This window comes from Micromonospora sp. NPDC002717, assembly GCF_040295705.1.
GTDB lineage: Bacteria > Actinomycetota > Actinomycetes > Mycobacteriales > Micromonosporaceae > Micromonospora.
Window position 1 is genome coordinate 184,602 of record NZ_JBEOVW010000013.1, and the last position, 19,362, is coordinate 203,963.

Annotated in this window: 12 protein-coding genes; 5 read left to right on the plus strand and 7 right to left on the minus strand. The window is 72.7% G+C overall.

The features are described 5' to 3' along the window. Positions 1-693, plus strand: coding sequence for a class F sortase (locus ABT006_RS20885; RefSeq protein WP_350708673.1), 693 nt, complete (start codon positions 1-3; stop codon positions 691-693). Between the two features lie 70 nt (positions 694-763). Here the strand turns inward: ABT006_RS20885 and ABT006_RS20890 are convergent, their stop codons facing one another. Beyond that, positions 764-5,815, minus strand: coding sequence for an NAD-glutamate dehydrogenase (locus tag ABT006_RS20890; protein ID WP_350708675.1), 5,052 nt, complete (start codon positions 5,813-5,815; stop codon positions 764-766). 286 nt (positions 5,816-6,101) lie between these two features. Here ABT006_RS20890 and ABT006_RS20895 point away from each other — a divergent pair, with 286 nt between their 5' ends. Beyond that, positions 6,102-8,066 (plus strand): penicillin-binding transpeptidase domain-containing protein, encoded by a 1,965-nt coding sequence (locus ABT006_RS20895; protein ID WP_350708677.1) that lies wholly within the window; start codon positions 6,102-6,104, stop codon positions 8,064-8,066. A 379-nt stretch (positions 8,067-8,445) separates the two neighbouring features. On the opposite strand, the gene ABT006_RS20900 is transcribed toward ABT006_RS20895, so the two are convergent. From ABT006_RS20900 to ABT006_RS20925, 6 genes are all read right to left on the minus strand, one after another. After that, a complete protein-coding gene (locus ABT006_RS20900) occupies positions 8,446-9,840 on the minus strand; it encodes an arginase family protein (RefSeq protein ID WP_350708679.1) in 1,395 nt (464 codons plus the stop codon). A gap of 66 nt (positions 9,841-9,906) precedes the next feature. Next, positions 9,907-10,824: a tetratricopeptide repeat protein gene (locus ABT006_RS20905; RefSeq protein ID WP_350708681.1), complete on the minus strand. Its 918-nt coding sequence runs from the start codon at positions 10,822-10,824 to the stop codon at positions 9,907-9,909. 145 nt (positions 10,825-10,969) lie between these two features. Continuing rightward, complete coding sequence (gene icmA, locus ABT006_RS20910; protein WP_350708683.1) at positions 10,970-12,658, minus strand: coenzyme B12-dependent isobutyryl-CoA mutase large subunit; 1,689 nt, start codon at positions 12,656-12,658, stop codon at positions 10,970-10,972. Positions 12,659-12,767: 109 nt separating this feature from the next. Further along, positions 12,768-13,181 (minus strand): Asp23/Gls24 family envelope stress response protein, encoded by a 414-nt coding sequence (locus tag ABT006_RS20915; protein ID WP_350708685.1) that lies wholly within the window; start codon positions 13,179-13,181, stop codon positions 12,768-12,770. Positions 13,182-13,265: 84 nt separating this feature from the next. Continuing rightward, the gene (gene meaB, locus ABT006_RS20920; RefSeq protein WP_502891011.1) at positions 13,266-14,201 is read right to left on the minus strand and encodes a methylmalonyl Co-A mutase-associated GTPase MeaB; all 936 of its coding nucleotides are present in this window, start codon (positions 14,199-14,201) and stop codon (positions 13,266-13,268) included. A gap of 179 nt (positions 14,202-14,380) precedes the next feature. Next, a complete protein-coding gene (locus tag ABT006_RS20925) occupies positions 14,381-15,580 on the minus strand; it encodes an acetyl-CoA C-acetyltransferase (protein WP_350708689.1) in 1,200 nt (399 codons plus the stop codon). 62 nt (positions 15,581-15,642) lie between these two features. Here ABT006_RS20925 and mce point away from each other — a divergent pair, with 62 nt between their 5' ends. The 3 genes from mce (at position 15,643) to ABT006_RS20940 (ending at position 19,289) form a co-directional block, all read left to right on the plus strand. Continuing rightward, entirely contained in the window at positions 15,643-16,113 is a 471-nt protein-coding gene (mce, locus tag ABT006_RS20930; protein ID WP_350708691.1) for a methylmalonyl-CoA epimerase, read from the plus strand. 281 nt (positions 16,114-16,394) lie between these two features. After that, positions 16,395-17,750, plus strand: a complete 1,356-nt coding sequence (ccrA, locus tag ABT006_RS20935; protein ID WP_350708743.1) for a crotonyl-CoA carboxylase/reductase — start codon at positions 16,395-16,397, stop codon at positions 17,748-17,750. Between the two features lie 276 nt (positions 17,751-18,026). Further along, entirely contained in the window at positions 18,027-19,289 is a 1,263-nt protein-coding gene (locus ABT006_RS20940; protein ID WP_350708693.1) for a coiled-coil domain-containing protein, read from the plus strand. The last annotated feature ends 73 nt before the right edge of the window (positions 19,290-19,362 follow it).

Genomic DNA, 19,362 nt, shown 5'->3' on the forward strand with positions numbered 1-19,362 from the left:
ATGACGGCGAGATGGGCCGGCGGCCGTCACGGGAAACCGTGGCGCGCCGCCGGCGCGGCCACCGTCGTCCTGCTCGCCGTGGTGGGCGCCGGCATGATCGGCGCGTCGGTCATGACCGCCCCCGCCCTCCGCCCGCCGCAGCCCCTGGCGCAGGCCGGACCGGACACCTCCGGGGCGGCGGTGTCGGGGCTCGACGGCGCGGACCCGGACGTCGCCGGCGGGGCCGCCACGGGGCTGGCCCGTTCCACCCCCACCACGATCAGCATCCCCCGGATCGGGGTCGACGCCTCGATCATGTCGCTCGGCACCAACCCGGACGGCACCGTCCAGGTGCCCCCGCTGGAGCAGGCGCAGCGCGCCGGCTGGTACGAGCCAGGGCCCAGCCCGGGGGAGGTCGGCAACGCGGTCATCGTCGGGCACGTCGACTCGGCGGCGATCGGGCCGGCGGTCTTCTTCTCCCTCGGCGCCCTGCAACCCGGTGACAAGATCACCGTCACCCGCGAGGACGGGCAGCGGGTCACGTTCACGGTCGAGTCGGTGAAGGCGTACCCGAAGACCGAGTTCCCGACGGAGCAGGTCTACGGCCCCAGCGACCGGCCCGGCCTGCGGGTGGTCACCTGCGGCGGCATCTTCGACGAGGCGGCCGGCAGCTACCCGGACAACGTGGTCGTCTTCGCCTCCATGACCGCCTGATCCGGGAAGACGACGACGCGGTCCGGCCGGTCGGGGAACCGACCGGCCGGACCACGCGGCGTGTCCGGCGTCAGGCGGCGGCGGAGGTCCGCACCAGGGTGCGGATCTGGCGCAGCAGCACCGACAGGGCGGCGAGGTCCGCCCGGGACTCGTCGAACTCCCCCATCGCCCGCTCGGCCCGGTGGATCGACGTGGCGTTCGACTGCTCCCATTCCTGCACCCGCTCCTGCGGCGGCAGGGTACCGGAGGTGGAGTCGAGCACCTCGGCGGTCAGCGCGGCCAGCGCGGCGTACAGGTCGTAGCGCAGCGCCATCCGGGCCAGCGTCTGCCAGCGGTCCTCCCGCGGCAGCAGGGAGATCTTCGACAGCAGCGAGTCGACCCGGAAGCGGTCGGAGAGCACGAAGTAGACCGGGGCCACCTCGCCGACGTCGCGCCCGCTGCTCGCCGCCGTCTCCACCACGTCGAGCAGGCCGAAGCTGTACATCAGCCGGGTCGTCTGCTCGGCCAGGTCGCGCGGCAGCCCTCGCTCGGTCAGCGAGTCGATGTGGGCCGCCAGCGACTCCCGCTCGCTGCCGTAGAAGCGCTCCTCCAGGTCGGGCAGGAGCCGGGCCACGCCGTCGCGCAACCGGGCGATCTCCGCCGGCACGTCGATCGGCGAGCGGCGGTTGGTGACCAGCCACCGCACCGCCCGGTCCAGCAGCCGCCGGCTGTCCAGGTAGACGCTCGTCTGCAGCTCCGGGTCGACCTTGTTGTCCAGGGCCTCCACGGCGTCCCACAGCTCGCGCAGCCCGAAGACCTCGCGGACCACCACGTACGCGCGGATCACGTCCGCCGCCGAGGCGGCCGTCTCCTCGACCACCCGGAAGACGAACGTGATGCCGCCCCGGTTGATCGCCTCGTTGACCAGGACGGTGGTCACGATGTCCCGGCGCAGCCGGTGCTGGCCCATCCGGTCGGCGAACCGCTCGCGCATCGGCGTCGGGAAGTAGTTGACCAGGACGTCGGTCGTCCACTCCTCGTCCGCGAGCCCCTCGGCAAGGATCTCCGTCTCCAGGACGATCTTGACGTACGCCAGCAGCACCGCGAACTCCGGCGCGGTCAGCCCGGACTCGGTCCGCACCGCCAGCTCGTCGTCCGGCGGCAGCGCCTCCAGGGCCCGGTCCAGCGCCCCGGAACGCTCCAGCTCGGTGATCATCCGCCGGTGCACCGGCAGCAGCGAGGCGGCCTGCGCCTGCGCGTTGTTGATCGCCCGGGCCTGGTCGTAGTTGTCCCGCAGCACCAGCTCGGCGACCTCGTCGGTCATGTCGGCGAGCAGCTCGTCCCGCTCGGGGAGGGTCAGCGCGCCGTCGGCGACCGCCGTGTTCAGCAGGATCTTGATGTTCACCTCGTGGTCGGAGCAGTCCACCCCGGCCGCGTTGTCGATGAAGTCCGTGTAGATCCGGCCGCCGGTCTGGGCGTACTCGATCCGGCCGAGCTGGGTCCAGCCCAGGTTGCCGCCCTCGCCGGCCACCCGGCAGCGCAGGTTCTTGCCGTCCACCCGGATCGCGTCGTTGGACTTGTCGCCCACCTCCGCGTTGGTCTGGCTGGAGGCCTTCACGTACGTGCCGATGCCGCCGTTCCAGAACAGGTCGACCGGCGCGGTCAGGATCGCCTTCATCAGCTCCTGCGGCGAGAGCTGCTCCACGTCGGCGTCCAGGCCGAGCCGCTCGCGGACCTGCGGCGAGATCGGCACCGACTTGGCGGTACGCGGGTACACGCCGCCGCCGGCCGAGATCAACTCCCGGTTGTAGTCCTCCCACGACGAGCGGGGCAGCTCGAACAACCGCCTCCGCTCCGTGTACGAGGTGGCGGCGTCCGGGTCCGGGTCGAGGAAGATGTGCCGGTGGTCGAACGCGGCCACCAGCCGGATGTGCTCCGACAACAGCATCCCGTTGCCGAACACGTCGCCGGACATGTCGCCCACGCCCACGACGGTGAAGTCCTGGGTCTGGGTGTCGTGGCCCATCTCGCGGAAGTGCCGCTTCACCGACTCCCAGGCGCCCCGGGCGGTGATGCCCATCTTCTTGTGGTCGTACCCGGCGGAACCACCGGAGGCGAACGCGTCGCCGAGCCAGAAGTTGTGCGCCGTGGAGATCTCGTTGGCGATGTCCGAGAACGTCGCCGTGCCCTTGTCCGCCGCGACCACCATGTACGGGTCGTCGCCGTCGTGCCGGACCACGTCCTCCGGCGGCACGATCTCGCCGCTGACGATGTTGTCCGCGACGTCCAGCAGCGCCGAGATGAACTCCTTGTAGCAGACGACCGCCTCGTCGCGGTCCCCCGGCTTCTGCTTGAGCACGAAGCCGCCCTTCGCGCCGACCGGCACGATCACGGCGTTCTTCACCATCTGCGCCTTGACCAGGCCGAGCACCTCGGTGCGGAAGTCCTCCCGGCGGTCGGACCAGCGCAGCCCGCCCCGGGCCACCGGCCCGAACCGCAGGTGCACGCCCTCGAAGCGCGGCGAGTACACGAAGACCTCGAACTTCGGCCGGGGCGCCGGCAGGTCGGGGATCGCCTGCGGGTCCAGCTTGAACGCCACGTACGACTTCGGCCGCCCGTCCTCGCGCTTCTGGTAGAAGCTGGTGCGCAGGGTGGCCTGGATCAGCGTCAGGTAGGCGCGCAGGATCCGGTCCTGGTCGAGGCTGACGACGTCGTCCAGCGCGCCCCGGATCTCCGCGACCAGCTTCTCGCTGCGCCGCTCCCGCTCCTCGTGACCCATCGCGCCCGGCGCGAACCGGACCTCGAAGAGCTCCACCAGCAGCGTGACGATCCTCGGGTACGCGATGAAGGTCGACTCCATGTACTCCTGCGAGAAGACCGCGCCGGTCTGGCGCAGGTACTTCGCGTACGCCCGCAGCACCACCACCTGCCGCCAGGTGAGGCCGCTACGCAGCACCAGCTCGTTGAAGCCGTCGACCTCGGCCTCGCCCCGCCACGCCGCCGCGAAGGCGTTCTCCACGTGCGGGCGCACCTCGGCCAGCTCCTGGTGCCCCTCCGGCAGCCGCAGCCCGAAGTCGTAGAGGTAGACGCGGCCGTCGATCCGGTCCACCTCGTACGGGTGCTCGTCGACCACCCGGACGCCGAGGGAGTGCAGCACCGGCAGCACGGCGGAGAGCATCATCGGCTCGCCGTACCGGTAGACCTTGAAGCGGACGTCCATCGCCTCGTCGACGTCCGGGCCCCGCCCGCCGGCCCGCGGCGCGGCCTGCTTGCGGAACAGGTGCATCTCCAGCTGGCCGGGCTCCTCCAGCAGCTCCAGCTTGGCCAGGTCCTTCATCGCCTCGTACGGCGTGTGGCCGTCCTTGTAGCCCTCCGGGAAGGCGTCGGCGTACCGGCTGAACAGGTGCTTGGCCTGCTCGTCGCCGAGCTTGCGCTCCAACACCAGCCGGTAGTCGTCGTCCCACAGCCGGGTGGCGTCGGCCAACTCCTCGGCGAGCAGGTCGGCGTCGATGTCGCTCGGGGGCTTGGTCGGGTCGGTCCGGACGGTGAAGTGCACCCGGGCGAGCATCGACTCGGTGACCCGGGTCGTGTAGTCGACCCCGACGCCGTGCAGCTCGCGGAGCAGGATGTCCTGCATGCGCAGCCGGTTCTGCGTGGTGAACCGGTCCCGGGGCAGGTAGATCAGGCAGGAGATGAACCGCCCGTACGCGTCCCGGCGCAGGAACACCCGCAGCTGCCGGCGACCGGCCATCCGCAGCACGCCGATCACCGCATGGTAGAGGTCGTCGGTCTTGATCTGGAACAGCTCGTCGCGCGGGTAGGTCTCCAGGATCTGCAGCAGGTCCTTGCCGGAGTGGCTGCGCTGGCTCAGGCCGGAGCGGTCCAGCACCTCGGCCACCTTGCGGCGGACCACCGGCAGCTCACGCACGCTGGTGCGGTACGCGGCGGTGGAGAACAGGCCCAGGAAGCGCCGCTCGCCGACCACCTCGCCGGCCTCGTTGAAGATCTTGAAGCCGATGTAGTCGAGGTAGGCGGAGCGGTGCACGGTCGCCCGCGAGTTCGCCTTGGTGATGATCAGCAGGCGCTTCTCGGTGACCTTGTCGTGCGCCTCCGGCGTCATCGACGACAGCGGCCGGGCCTCCGGGGAGTCCTGGCGCAGGATGCCCAGCCCGGTGCCGAGCACGGCCTCCAACGCCTGTCCCCCGTCACCGGTGTCGGCCAGGCGGTACTCCCGGTAGCCGAGGAACGTGAAGTGGTCGTGGGCGAGCCAGCGGAGCAACTCCACCGAGTCGGTGATGTCCTTCTCCGGCACCGGCGGCCGGTTGTCCGACGTCCGCGCGGCGGCCAGCTCGTCGGCGAGGGCGAGGGCCCGCTGGCGCATCTTCGGCCAGTCCTCGACCGCCTCCCGCACGTCGGTCAGCACGCGCTGGAGCTCGCGGCGCAGCTTCTCCCGTTCGGCGGCGTCCCGGACCGGGTCGATCTCGATGTGCATCCAGCTCTCGACCAGGTCGCCGGCGAGCGCGTCGTCGGGCTCGACGTCGGCGGAGACCTCGACCAGCCGGCCCAGCGGCTCGCGCCGCACCACCACCAGCGGGTGCACCAGCAGGTGCACGTCCAGGTGACGCGCGTTGAGCAGGGCCGTCACCGAGTCGACCAGGAAGGGCATGTCGTCGGTCACGATCTCGATGACCGTGTGGTGCTGGTCGGCGTCGGGCTCGTGGATGCGGAGCTTCAACTCGCCCGGCACCCGCTGCTCGGCGAGGTCCCGGTGCGCGCGCGCCGCTTCGAGCATCTCCTCGGCGGTGAAGCCGATCAGCTCCTCGTCCGGCGCGAACCGCCAGAAGCGGCTGACCAGGGTCGCCACGTCGTGGTCGTCGCCGGCGAGCGCCACGGCCTGGGCCACCAGGCGCTCCGCGTTGGGTACCGGCTCGTCGAGCTCGTTGTCCTCCACGTCGTCGGCCAGCGCGTCAGCGGGTAGGCCCAGGTCGTAGATCGTGTCGATACTCGTACCGGTCATCCCGGTCACCCCTGTGTCGGGCCGGCCGAAGCCGTCCCCGTCGGTTGCCGAATCGAAGCTGTCGTCCCGGCTGGTGTCAGCCTGCCGGAGGTCGGGTCCCGGTTTGATCGCCGGACGCCGGTCCATCGGTGCCACTCCCCTCGACCCACCGCGTTGTGGGTCACTCTGCCGCCCAGCCTAGGCCTGCCGTTCCGCGCCTTCGTCGGCGGACCACGGTGCGGACGTCCGGTTCCGGACTTTGTCCTTTCACCCGTTGCGGATACGAGGTTGGCCGGTCGGGGGTTACCCCGCCACCGGTTGTTCATCACCCCGTCGCAGGCCCGTCTTTGCGCACGTCGCAGCCGCCTCGGGACGATACGGACGGCGCGGCCGTACTAGCGTGACGGCAGTTCCGAGATCGGAGGACTGCTCCATGCACCCCTCGTACCCCAGCCGTCACCCTCGCAACCGGCTCCGCCCGTCGCTCGCGCTGCTCGCCGTGACCGCGCTCGCGGCCGGCGCGCTCACCGCCTGCTCGGACAACGACGGGCCGGAGCACAGCGTCGACGCGTTCCTGGCCGGCTGGCGGTCCGGGGACCTCCAGGCCGTCGGGTTCGTGGACCCGACGGGCGCGAAGGTGCCGGCCGCCGACGTGTCCCGCGAGATCAAGGAGCTCTCCGGCGAGCTGGCGGCCACGCCGCCGGCGCTGAGCCGCCAGGGCGACGCGAAGATCACCGCGGACGTCGCGACGGCGGTGGTCACGGTCGAGTGGAGCCTCCCGGGTCAGACCCGCTGGGCGTACGACCGGCAGGTGCGGCTCAGCCGCGGCGGCGACGACGAGTGGCGGGTGATCTGGGAGCCGCAGTTGGTGCAGGAGCAGCTCAGCCGGGGCGACCGGCTCGGGCTGCGCCGGGACCCCGGCCCCCGGGCCGCGGTGCTCGACGCCGCCGGCCAGCCGATCGTGGCGCCCCGGCCCGTGGTGCGGGTGGGGCTGCAACCGAGCGAGGTCACCGACGTGGCGGGCCTGACCCGGAAGCTGGACGCGGCCTTCCGGGCGATCCGGCCGGCGATCACCCCGCCGGTGGACCTCTCCGGCCTGCCCAAGCGGCTCGCCGACGCCGACCCGGGCGCGTTCGTCGAGGTGGTCACCCTGCGCGAGGAGGCGTACCGGCAGATCAAGACCCGCATCTACGACCTGCCGGGCACCAAGTTCCGCAGCGACAAGCTCGACCTCGCGCCCACCCGCGAGTTCGCCCGGGCGGTGCTCGGCTCGGTCGACCCTGCCCAGGCCGACGACCTGGCGAAGCACCCCGACCGGTACGCGGCCGGCGACCTGGTCGGCCACGGCGGCCTCCAGGGCCGCTACGACGAACGACTGCGCGGCGCGCCCGGGCTGACCGTGATCACCGAGCGGCCCGGCCCGGACGGCACGCTGGTCCCCACCGGCACCGAGGTGTTCCGCCGCGAGCCGCAGCCGGGGCAGCCGCTGAAGACCACGCTCGACGTGGCCACCCAGAACGCGGCCGACGCCGCCCTGCGCGCCGAGAAGCGCCGGGCGGCGCTGGTGGCGGTGCGGATCAGCGACGGTGCCGTGCTCGCCGCCGCCAACGGTCCCGGCGCGGCCGGGGAGAACCTGGCCTTCACCGCCCAGGTCCCGCCGGGCTCCACGTTCAAGATGGTCAGCGCACTCGGCCTGCTCGACCTCGGCGCGGTGACGCCGGACGCGACGGTGGCCTGCCCGAAGACGTTCACGGTGGACGGCCGGCCGTTCAAGAACTCCGACAACTTCGAGCTGGGGGCAGTGCCGTTCCGCACCGACTTCGCCAAGTCCTGCAACACGGCGTTCACCGCGCTGGCGCCGAAGCTCGGCCCCGACGGGCTGGCCGTCGCCGGCCGGTCGCTCGGGCTTGAGGGGCAGTGGGACGTGGGCCTCGACGCCTTCACGGGCAAGGTCTCCGCGAACGGCGGCGCGACCGAGCAGGCCGCCGCCGCGATCGGACAGGGCACCACGGTCGTCAGCCCGCTGGCCATGGCGTCCGCCACCGCGGCGGTCGCCCGGGGGCGCTTCGAACAGCCGAAACTGGTGCTCGACCCGGCCCCGGCGCAGCCCGCCGCCCCCGGCCCGCAGCTCAAGCCGGAGTCGGTCGAGGCGGTCAAGGCGATGATGCGCGAGGTGGTGACGGCGGGCTCCGGCACCGCGCTGAAGGACGTGCCGGGTGCGCCGGTGCACGGCAAGACCGGCACCGCCGAGTACGACAACAACCCGGCGCACACGCACGCATGGTTCGTCGGCTGGCAAGGCGACGTCGCGTTCGCGGTCTTCGTCGAGCAGGGCGGCGCCAGCACCGCCACCGCCGTCCCCGCCGCCGAGCGTTTCCTGCGCGCCCTGGCCCGCTGACGCGCCCCACGCCCCCGCCCTACCACGGATCGCACCCGACCGGACCGGGTGACGCGGACACAGGACCGACACCCACCAGCTCCGGCAGGCGTCACGGGTGGAACCTCATGGACGTCAAACGTCGACGGTGACAGCCATGGGGTTCCACCGGCACTCCCGAGCCAGCCCGCGCCGGACGAGACCGGGCTCGCAGACGGGGCAGCTCAGCGCCCAGCACCGCGCAGCGGCTGGGCAAGGCCGCCAGGGGCCGGGGGCGGGAGCCGACGCCGGGGGCGGGGCCGGGGGCCGACGCCGCGGCCGACAGTAGTCGCGGAGAGAACCACAGGGGCCCGAGTCGGACGAACCGATGGACCGGCTCTGCCGGAGACCCCGACAGCCGTCAGGCGATGCCGGCGGTGGACGGCGAGGTGCCGTCGTCGGTCGCTGACGGCGAATCCTCCGGGCCCAGGCCCGCGAGCGGCGCCCGGCGCAAGAGGCCAGGCCCGGCGGAGGCAGGCGGACCGACCGGTTCCGGCGCGGCCAGGCCGGGACCGGTGCCGTCGGCCACCGGGGCAACCACCCCGACCGCGTCAACCGGGCCGACCGGTCCGACCGACCCGAGAAGAGCTGGCGGAACGCCCTCGGCGCGCGCCTCGACGCCGCCGCCCGGGCGACGGTCGTCATCGTCGTCCTCGGGGGCGGGGACGGCGGCAGAAGCGGGAACGGGCGAGGGCATGATCGGGGGCTCCGGACGGCCGTTGCCCCGCCGGGCCGAGGGTACCGACAGGGCGCGGACCGAGGAGTTGCCGGCCGACGAGGCGCGGACCGTGGGGGCGGTAGCCGCCGACGAGTCCGGCAGCAGCCGGGGCGGCAACGCGCCCGGGGCGGAGACGGGGCGCAGCCCGGCCACGACGGTGTTGACGATCTCGGCCGCGTACGCGCCGTCCGGGTCGTAGTCGGGGTCGAAGACGGTCAGCTCGACGCCGAGGCAGTGCGGGGTGTCGACCAGCCCGGCGAGCAGGATCTCCAGCTCGGCGAAGGCGATGCCGCCCGGGTCGGGGGCGTCCACGGCCGGCATCACAGCCGGGTCCAGCACGTCCACGTCGATGTGCACCCAGTAGCCGGCGCAGTCGGCGAGTTGCTCGTGCGCCCACTGGGCGGTACGCGCCGCGCCCTCGGCGCGCAGCGCCGGCACCGGACGGGTGGTGATCCCGGCGGCCTGGAGGTCGAGGCGGTACTCGTCCTGCGCGCGGATGCCGAGCACCACCACGTCGATGTCCCGGAAGTACGGCCGGCGCCCCTCGATGGCGGCCAGGTCGGCCTGCCCTCGCCCGGTGACGAGGGCGAGGTCCTCCCCCGCCGCCGCGCCCACGTAGGAGGCGTTGCCGGGGTGCCGGAAGTCCGAGTGGCCGTCGACGAAGACCAGCCCGATGCGGCCGCCGACCGCCTCGCCGAGCCGGTGCATGGCCAGCGCCGAGCCGAGCAGGATCGAGCAGTCGCCCCCGAGGACCAGCGGGAACTCCCCGCGGTCGATGATGGCGCCGATCCGCTCGGCGAGCGCCGCCGAGTAGTCGGCGATCTCCCGGGCGTGGCAGACCCCGTCGCCGGGTCGCCAGTCGCCGGGGTCGTAGCGGGGCGGGGTGAGGCAGCCGGCGTCGCGGGCCCGCAGCCGGGCGAGCAGCCCCTGGTCGCGCAGCGCACCGGGGGCCTTGGCGCAGCCCGGCACCGAGGTGGGCGTGGGTGGGCGCAGGCCGAGGTTGCTGGGCGCGTCGAGGACGGCGATCCGGCGCATCATGGGCTCCCGTCCTCAGGTGTCGGGCGGGCCGGCCGGAACGCCGGCCCGCGCTGGCGTGCTACGTGCTCAGAACAGGGCGCTGGCCAACGCCCGGCGGGCCGAGGCGACCGCCGGGTCCTCCGGCCCGGCGACCGCGAAGAGGCCGACCAGGTGCTGGCGTACCTTCTCGCGGTCGTCGCCGGCGGTGCGACGGACCAGGCCCACCAGGCGGGCGTACGCCGCCTCGGCCTGACCGCTGAGCACCTCGATGTCGGCGGCCAGGAGCTGGGCCTCGACGTCGTCGGGGTTGGCCTGGGCGGCGGCGATCGCCGCGCCCGGGTCGGCCCCCGCCACCCGGCGGGCCAGCCCGACCTGGGCGAGGCCCGCCTCCGCCGCTGCGTCCGCCGGGGACTCGGCCAGGATCTTCCTGTACGCCCGCTCGGCCGCGTCCAGGTCGCCGCTCATCAGGGCGTCGTCGGCCTCGTCGAGGCGCGGGTCCTCCGGCTCGGCGACGGTCACGCCACCGGCCTTGAGCACCGCCTGGATCCACTGCCGCAGCTGTGCCTCGGGCACCACGCCCGAGAAGGCGTCGATCGGCTGGCCGCCGACCACCGCGTAGACCATCGGGATGCCCTGCACCCGGAACATCTGGGCGATCCGCGGGTTGGCGTCCACGTCGATCTTGGCGAGCACCCAGGCGCCGCCGCCCTCCGCGGCCAACCGCTCCAGCACCGGCGAGAGTTGCTTGCACGGCTCGCACCACTCGGCCCAGAAGTCCACGATCACCGGTGTGGTGAGCGAGCGTTCGAGAACCTCGGACTGGAATGTCGCCTCGCTGACGTCGATGACGCTGACGCCGCCGCCGGCGGTGCCGGGCAGGCCTCCCGAGGGGCCGGGCTGGGCGGGGGCGGTGGGGCGGGCGGGGGCCGGTGCGGGGGTGCGCAGCGCGCTGAGGTCGACCGCGCCGCGGGTGAAGATCGACGAGGTGATCCGTGGGTCGCTCATGGTTACCTAGTCTCGCACGCGACCCGCCGAACTCAGATCAACCGCGACGGCGACAGTTGCAACTGTCACGACCGGTCGTCGCAGGTGTGGGGCTTCTGCCGGAAAGCCGACGGCGCCGGGGAGTTCCCCGGCGCCGTCGGGCGGATCAGAAGCGGGCGGGCTCGCGGTAGACGCCCCACTCGGCGCGCAGGGCGTCGCAGATCTCGCCGAGGGTGGCCTCGGCGCGTACGGCGTCCAGCATGGCCGGGATCATGTTCCCGTCGGTCCGGCCGACCGCGACCATCCGCTCGATCGCCGCCTTGACGGCGGAGTCGTCCCGGCCGGCCTTGCGCTCGGCCAGCACCCGGCGCTGCTCCAGTTCCACCTCGTGCGAGATGCGCAGGATCTCCAGGTCCTTGGCGACCGTGCCGGTGTGGCAGTTGACGCCGACGATCTTCTTGTCGCCCTTCTCCAGCGCCTGCTGGTAGACGAAGGCAGACTCGGCGATGTGGCCGGTGAACCAGCCGTCCTCGATGCCGCGCAGGATGCCGGAGGTCATCGGGCCGATCTGGTGCGGGCCCTCCCCGCCGAGCTGCCGGATCCGGGCGAAGATCGCCTCCGCCTCGGCCTCGATCTTGTCGGTGAGCGCCTCCACGTACCACGAACCGCCGAGCGGGTCGGCCACGTTGGTCACCCCGGTCTCCTCCATCAGCACCTGCTGCGTACGCAGGGCGATCTCGGCGGACTCGTCGGTGGGCAGCGCGAGGGTCTCGTCCAGCGCGTTGGTGTGCAGGGAGTTGGTCCCGCCGAGCACCGCGGCGAGCGCCTCGACGGCCGTCCGCACGACGTTGTTGACCGGCTGCTGGGCGGTCAGCGACACCCCGGCGGTCTGGGTGTGGAACCGTAGCCAGAGCGCCTTCTCGCTGGTCGCGCCGTAGACGTCGCGCAGCCAGCGGGCCCAGATCCGGCGGGCGGCCCGGAACTTGGCGATCTCCTCGAAGAAGTCGACGTGCGAGTCGAAGAAGAAGCTCAGGCCCGGGGCGAAGACGTTGACGTCCAGCCCGCGCGAGAGCCCCAGCTCGACGTAGCCGAACCCGTCGGCGAGCGTGTACGCCAACTCCTGCGCGGCCGTCGCGCCGGCCTCCCGGATGTGGTAGCCGGAGACCGAGAGCGGCTTGTAGCGCGGGATCTCCCGGGCGCAGTACTCCATCAGGTCGCCGATCAGGCGCAGGTGCGGCTCCGGGTCGAAGAGCCACTCCTTCTGCGCGATGTACTCCTTGAAGATGTCGGTCTGCAGCGTGCCGTCCAGCCGGGACAGGTCGGCGCCCTGCCGCTCGGCGGCCACCAGGTACATGCAGAACACGGGCACGGCCGGCCCGGAGATGGTCATCGAGGTGGTCACGCCGGCCAGGTCGATGCCGTCGAAGAGCGTCTCCATGTCGGCGGCGCTGTCCACCGCGACGCCGCAGTGGCCCACCTCGCCGAGCGACTGCGGGTCGTCCGAGTCCCGGCCCATGAGGGTGGGCATGTCGAAGGCGACCGAGAGGCCGCCGCCGCCCGCGCCGAGGATCATCTTGTAGCGCTCGTTGGTCTGCCGGGCGTTGCCGAAGCCGGCGAACTGCCGGATGGTCCAGGTCCGCCCGCGGTAGCCGGTCGGGTACAGACCCCGGGTGTACGGGTACTCGCCCGGCCAGCCGATCCGCTCGAAGCCCGGGTAGGCGACGCCCTCCGGCGGCCCGTAGACCGGGTCGACGGGCATCCCGGAGAGCGTGGTGAAGTCGGCGTCCCGCTTGCGCGCGGCGTCGTAGCGGGCCTGCCAGCGTGCCCGTCCGGCTGCGATCTCGTCGGCGTTCATCCGCGGGGCTCCTCCTCGAGTCCTCGACCTGCACGTCGAGTGTAGAGCCCAGCCTGAACGATCGCTAAGGCAACTCGTACCGGCCGGTAACCTGAGCTGCCCGTGCCGGTCAGGCGGTCGGCGCGGCGGGCTCCCCCAGCGTCACGTCATCGACCCGGATGTTGATCTCGTCGACCCGCAGCCCGTACGCCTCGACCGCCTCCGTCACCTTCACCCGGACGGCGTCGGTCACCTGCGGCACCGGCCGGCCCGCCTCGATCACGATGACCAGGTTGACCACGGCCGCGCCGTTCGTGACGTGGGCCGAGCAGCCCCGCCGGGCGTCGCCGACCTGGTCCAGCCCGACCTTGTCGAGCACCGCGTTGAAGAACCGGGCCACGTCGCCGCCCAGCTCGGCCACCCCGGGCACCGACCGGGTGGCGGCCACCGCGATCTTCTCCACCACCTCGTCGGAGACGTGCGTGCTCCCGCCCGCCACCGCGTCCGGCGTCACCGACAGCTCCTGGGTCGCCTCGTCGCCCATCGTCCCCCCACTCGCCGCGCACCGCCCCACGGGTCCGTGGAGCGGTGCGAGCGTACTAGGTCGGCGGGTCCGGGAGGGGACGCCTCAGGAGCCGAGTTGAGCGAGCAGCTCGTCGGCCGCCGCGTACGGGTCGAGGGCGCCCTCGGCCACCTTCGCGGCGAGCGCCGGCAGCTCCGTACCGTCGCGCAGGGAGCCGATCCGGGCGCGGAGCACGCCCAGCGCGATCGCCTCGATCTCGGCGGCGGCCCGCGCCTCCTGGCGGCGGCGCAGCTCGCCGTGCTCGACCAGCCAGCCCCGGTGCTTGTCGATGGCGGCGGCGATGTCATCGATCCCCTCGCCCCGCGCGGCGATCGCACGCACCACCTGCGGCCGCCACTGGCCCGGCCCGCGCTCGCCCAGGGCGATCATGCCCTGGATGTCGCGCACCGTCGCGTCGGCGCCATCCCGGTCCGCCTTGTTGACCACGAAGACGTCGGCGATCTCCAGGATGCCGGCCTTGACCGCCTGGATCGCGTCGCCCATGCCCGGGGCGAGCAGCACCAGCGTGGTGTCGGCCAGCGAGGCGACCTCCACCTCGGCCTGCCCGACGCCGACGGTCTCCACCAGCACCACGTCGCAGCCGGCGCCCTCCAACACGCGGACCGCCTGCGGCGTGGCCGCCGACAGCCCGCCGAGGTGCCCCCGGCTGGACATCGAGCGGATGTAGACGCCCGGGTCGGTCGCGTGGTCCTGCATCCGGACCCGGTCGCCGAGGATCGCCCCGCCCGTGAACGGGCTGGACGGGTCGATCGCCAGCACGCCGACCCGGTGCCCCCGGGCGCGCAGCGCCCGGACCAGCTCGTTGGTGGTGGTGGACTTGCCCACCCCGGGCGAGCCGGTCAGGCCGACCACCTGGGCCTGCCCGGCGTACGGCGCGAGCGCCGCCGCGATCCGCGGCAGCGTCTCGTCGCCCGACTCGACCAGGGTGATCAGCCGGGCCACCGCGCGGGGATCCCCCGCGCGGGCCCGCTCGACCAGCATCGGCACGTCCCGGCTGCGGCGCACCGGGGGTGCGCCCGCCGCCGGGACGTCGTCGACGATCTCGCTCACTGCACTGCCTCTGTTCGCGACTGCGGGGCTCGCAAGACCGGCTCACTCCTCCCGCTCACTGCACTGCCTTCGTTTTTCGGCGGCTCTACCCGATCAGCGGCGCGCCGCGCTCACTGACCGCTCTCGCCGGGGGCCGGGACGTGGATGACCAGTGCGTCGCCCTGGCCGCCGCCACCGCAGAGCGCGGCCGCGCCGGTGCCGCCGCCCCGGCGCTTGAGCTCCAGGGCCAGGGTGAGCACCAGCCGGGCGCCGGACATGCCGATCGGGTGGCCCAGCGCGATCGCGCCGCCGTTGACGTTGACCTTGTCCGGGCTGATGCCGAGGTCACGGGTGGACTGGATGCCGACCTGGGCGAACGCCTCGTTGATCTCGATGAGGTCGAGGTCCTCGACGCTCAGCCCGCCCTTCTTCAGGGCGTGCTGGATGGCGTTGGACGGCTGCGAGTGCAGGGAGTTGTCCGGCCCCGCCACGTTGCCGTGCGCGCCGATCTCGGCCAGCCAGGTCAGGCCCAGCTCCTTGGCCTTGGCCTTGCTCATTACGACCACGGCGGCGGCGCCGTCGGAGATCGGCGAGGAGCTGCCGGCGGTGATGGTGCCGTCCTTGGTGAACGAGGGCCGCAGCTTGGCCAGCACCTCGACGGTGGTGTCCGGGCGGATGCCCTCGTCCTCGCTGATCACCAGCGGGTCACCCTTGCGCTGCGGGATGACCACCGGGGTGATCTCGTCGGCGAAGTGGCCGTTCTTCTGCGCGGCGGCGGCCCGCTGGTGGCTGGCCGCGGCGAACGCGTCCTGCTCCTCGCGGCTGATGCCGTGCTTCGCGCCGAGCCGCTCGGTCGACTCGCCCATCGAGCAGCAGTCCCAGGCGTCGGTGAGCCCGTCCAGCGCCATGTGGTCCTTGACCACGACGTCGCCGTACTTGTAGCCGCCGCGCTGACCGAGCAGCAGGTGCGGGGCGTTGGTCATCGACTCCATGCCGCCGGCCACCACGATGTCGAACTCGCCGGCCCGGATGAGCTGGTCGGCCAGGGCGATCGCGTCCAGGCCGGAGAGGCAGACCTTGTTGATGGTCAGGGCCGGCACGGACATCGGGATGCCCGCCTCGACCGCCGCCTGGCGGGCCGGGATCTGCCCGGCACCGGCCTGGAGCACCTGACCCATGATCACGTACTGGACCTGCTCGGGGGCGACGCCGGCGCGCTCCAGCGCCGCCTTGATCGCCACGCCGCCGAGCCTGGTCGCGGAGAGGTCCTTGAGGTTGCCCAGCAGGCGCCCCATGGGGGTCCGCGCGCCGCTGACGATCACCGAAGCCATTGCCTGCCTCCGAGGGGGTGCCGACCTGTACGCCTTAACGATTGTTCGGTCAGACTAGCGCCATGGCTGAGAACTCCCCCGTCGAGACCGCTGCCGACTATGTCACAGACATCGGCCTGCTCCGCATCGACCACGTCGGGGTCGCCGTGGCCGACCTGGACGCCGCGATCGACTTCTACCAGCGCACCTTCGGGATGCGCTGCGTGCACACCGAGACCAACGCCGAGCAGGGCGTCCGCGAGGCGATGCTGGCCGTCGGCCCGACCACCGAGGGCGGCTGCCTGCAACTGCTGGCCCCGTTGACGCCCGAGTCGACCATCGCGAAGTTCCTGGACCGCAAGGGGCCGGGCGTGCAGCAGGTGGCGTACACGGTCGCCGACATCGACGCCGCCTGTGCGGCGCTGCGCGAGCGGGGCGTGAAGCTGCTCTACGACACCCCGAAGCGCGGCACGTCGAACTCCCGGGTCAACTTCGTCCACCCGAAGGACGCCGGCGGCGTGCTCGTCGAGCTGGTCGAGCCCGCCGCGCACTGACGCCCACGACCGGCCCCCACCACCGACCGGGGGCCGGTGACCACCGGCGTCGAGCGCGGCGCTGCGCGGTACGACCGCCGCCCGGACACCTCCACGCATCGGCCGATGCAGTTTTTCACAGAGGACTTCCAGCCCTAGCTACCGTTCAGTAACGTCCCGCCCCAACAGGAGCTCGGCCGTGCCGGATGTGTCGGATGCCGACATGGCGGCCGGCCGCACTCACGCCGACGATGGCAGCACCCAGGCCCGCGTGCGCGGGTGCGGACGAACGGGAGGTCGACGTGCAGGACATCCTCGAAGCGATCATGGCGGCGGAGGGATCCGACCAACCGGAGCGGGAGCTCGGCGGCATCGCCGGCCTGCCGGTCCCGGAGTCGTACCGGGGCGTCGTGGTGCGCGCCGACGAGGCCCGGATGTTCGACGGCCTGGCCACCCGGGACAAGGACCCGCGCAAGGCGCTGCACGTGCAGGAGGTGCCGACGCCGGAACTCGGGCCGGGCGAGGCGCTCGTCGCGGTCATGGCCAGCGCGATCAACTACAACACGGTCTGGACCAGCATCTTCGAGCCGCTGTCGACCTTCAAGTTCCTCCAGCGCTACGGCCGGCACTCCGAGCTGACCAAGCGGCACGACCTGCCGTACCACGTGGTCGGCTCGGACGCCGCCGGCGTGGTGCTGCGCACCGGGCCCGGGGTGACCCGCTGGAAGGCCGGCGACGAGGTGGTCGCGCACTGCCTGTCGGTGGAGTTGGAGGACGCGCCCGGGCACGACGACACCATGCTCGACCCGCAGCAGCGGATCTGGGGCTTCGAGACCAACTTCGGCGGCCTCGCCGAGCTGGCCGTGGTCAAGGCCAACCAGCTGATGCCCAAGCCGCGCCACCTGAGCTGGGAGGAGGCGGCCAGCCCCGGCCTGGTCAACTCGACGGCGTACCGGCAGCTCGTGTCGCACCACGGGGCGAACATGAAGCAGGGCGACGTCGTGCTGATCTGGGGCGCCTCCGGCGGCCTCGGCGGGTACGCCACCCAGATGGCGCTCAACGGCGGAGCGATCCCGGTCTGCGTGGTGTCCTCCCCCGACAAGGCGGAGCTGTGCCGCAGGATGGGCGCCGAGCTGGTGATCGACCGGGCCGCCGAGGGCTTCCGCTTCTGGAAGGACGAGGAGACCCAGGATCCGGACGAGTGGCGCCGCTTCGGCGAGCGGATCCGCGAGCTGACCGGCGGCGAGGACCCGGACATCGTCTTCGAGCACCCGGGCCGGGAGACCTTCGGCGCGAGCGTCTACGTGACCAAGCGCGGCGGCACCGTCGTCACCTGCGCCTCCACCAGCGGCTACCAGCACCAGTACGACAACCGCTACCTCTGGATGCACCTGAAGCGGATCGTCGGCAGCCACTTCGCCAACTACCGTGAGGCGTGGGAGGCGAACCGGCTGGTGGCACTGGGCAAGATCCACCCGACCGTGTCCAGGACCTACGGCCTGGAGCAGACCGGCCAGGCCGCGTACGAGGTGCACCGCAACGCGCACCAGGGCAAGGTCGGCGTCCGCTGCCTCGCCCCCTCTGACGGGCTCGGCGTGCGCGACCGCGAGCTGCGCTCCCGGCACGAGGACGCGATCAACCGGTTCCGCGGCCACTGACCACACCGACGAGTCATTGGGGCGAACGACGATCGTTTTCCGCCACCGACGCGGGCGCTCATTCGAGCGACCCGGCCATGCGCGACAAAGGGCCGCGGCGATCTCCCGCGGCCCTTTTCCGTAGTCACTCTCCGTGCCGTCCGACCCGCCCGGGACCTGCCAAGATCGCCGATCGGTGCCGCCTCCCGGGACTCCCGCAGTTGACCATGTAAAGAGGACGCGAAAGCTCGGGACCGCTCTTGCGAAGCACCCTGGGGAGTCTGCGAGTATGTCCCAATGCCCCAGCAGTCCTCCCCTCTTGCGTTCTTCGATAACGCGAACTCCCAGCCCGATTTCACCGTCGGCCTACGCGGCTACAACACCCACCAGGTCGATGACTTCATCGGCCGGATGACGGCCGCGCTGACCCAGTCCGAGCAGGCCCGGGCCGAGGCCGAGCAGCGCATGAACGACGCCCAGCGCCGGCTCCGCCAGGCCGAACAGCGCATGAGCACGCTGGAGCAGAAACTCGCCGACACCAACAAGCAGCTCGAGGAGAACAGCCGGCCCACCCTCTCCGGCCTCGGCACCCGCGTCGAGCAGATCCTCCGGCTGGCGGAGGAGCAGGCCAACGACCACCGCAACGAGGCCAAGCGCGAGTCGGAGGGCATCCTCTCCGCCGCCCGCCTCGAGGCCCGCGAGATCACCGACAAGGCGCGGGCCGAGGCGGCGGCGATGAAGGCCACCGCCGAGCGGGAGGCCGGCAGCGTCCGCACCGCCGCCGAGCGCGAGGCCGCCGAGGTCCGCGTCCAGGCCCGGCGCGAGGCCGACACGCTGCGCGCCGACGCCGACCGCGAGACCAAGCAGCTGCGCACGGTCACCGCGCACGAGGTCGCCGAGCTGAAGTCCACCGTCGAGCGCGAGGTCGCCACCCTCCGGGCGACCGCCGAGCGGGAGATCACCCAGCAGCGGGCGAAGGCCGCCCGGGAGGCCGAGGAGAAGCGCGCCGAGGCGACCAAGCTGCTCACCGACGCGCGGGACAAGCGCGACAAGGACCTCCAGGCCCTGGAGCTCCAGCTCGCCGAGCGCCGGGAGAAGGCCGAGCGCGAGGAGTCGGAGCGGCACGCGGCGCAGGTCGCGCAGACCCAGAAGCTGGTCAGCGAGGCGGAGCAGCGGGCCCACGCGGCGCAGGAGCGGGCCAAGGAGATCGAGCAGCGCGCCGAGGCCCGCCGGGTCGAGTCGGAGCGCACCGCCAACGAGACGGTCGACAAGGCCAAGGCGCTGGCCGAGAAGACGCTCGGCGAGGCGAAGGCCGAGGCGAAGCGGCTGCTCACCGAGGCGCGCACCGAGGCCGAGCTGACCACCCAGGCGGCTCGCCGCGAGGTCGAGGACCTCACCCGGCAGAAGGACGCCGTCACCTCCCAGCTCGGCCAGATGCTCTCCGGCCTCGCCGGCATCGTGCCGGGCGTGCCGGCCACGCAGCCGGCCGCGCCGGCCAAGCCCGAGGCGAAGAAGGCCGACGGCGCGGACGAGCGGGTGGCTGCCGAGACGTCCAACTGACCGACCCGACCGGGGGGCATGACGACGGCGCGGGGTGACACCGGGTGACCGGTGTGCCCCGCGCCGTATGCGT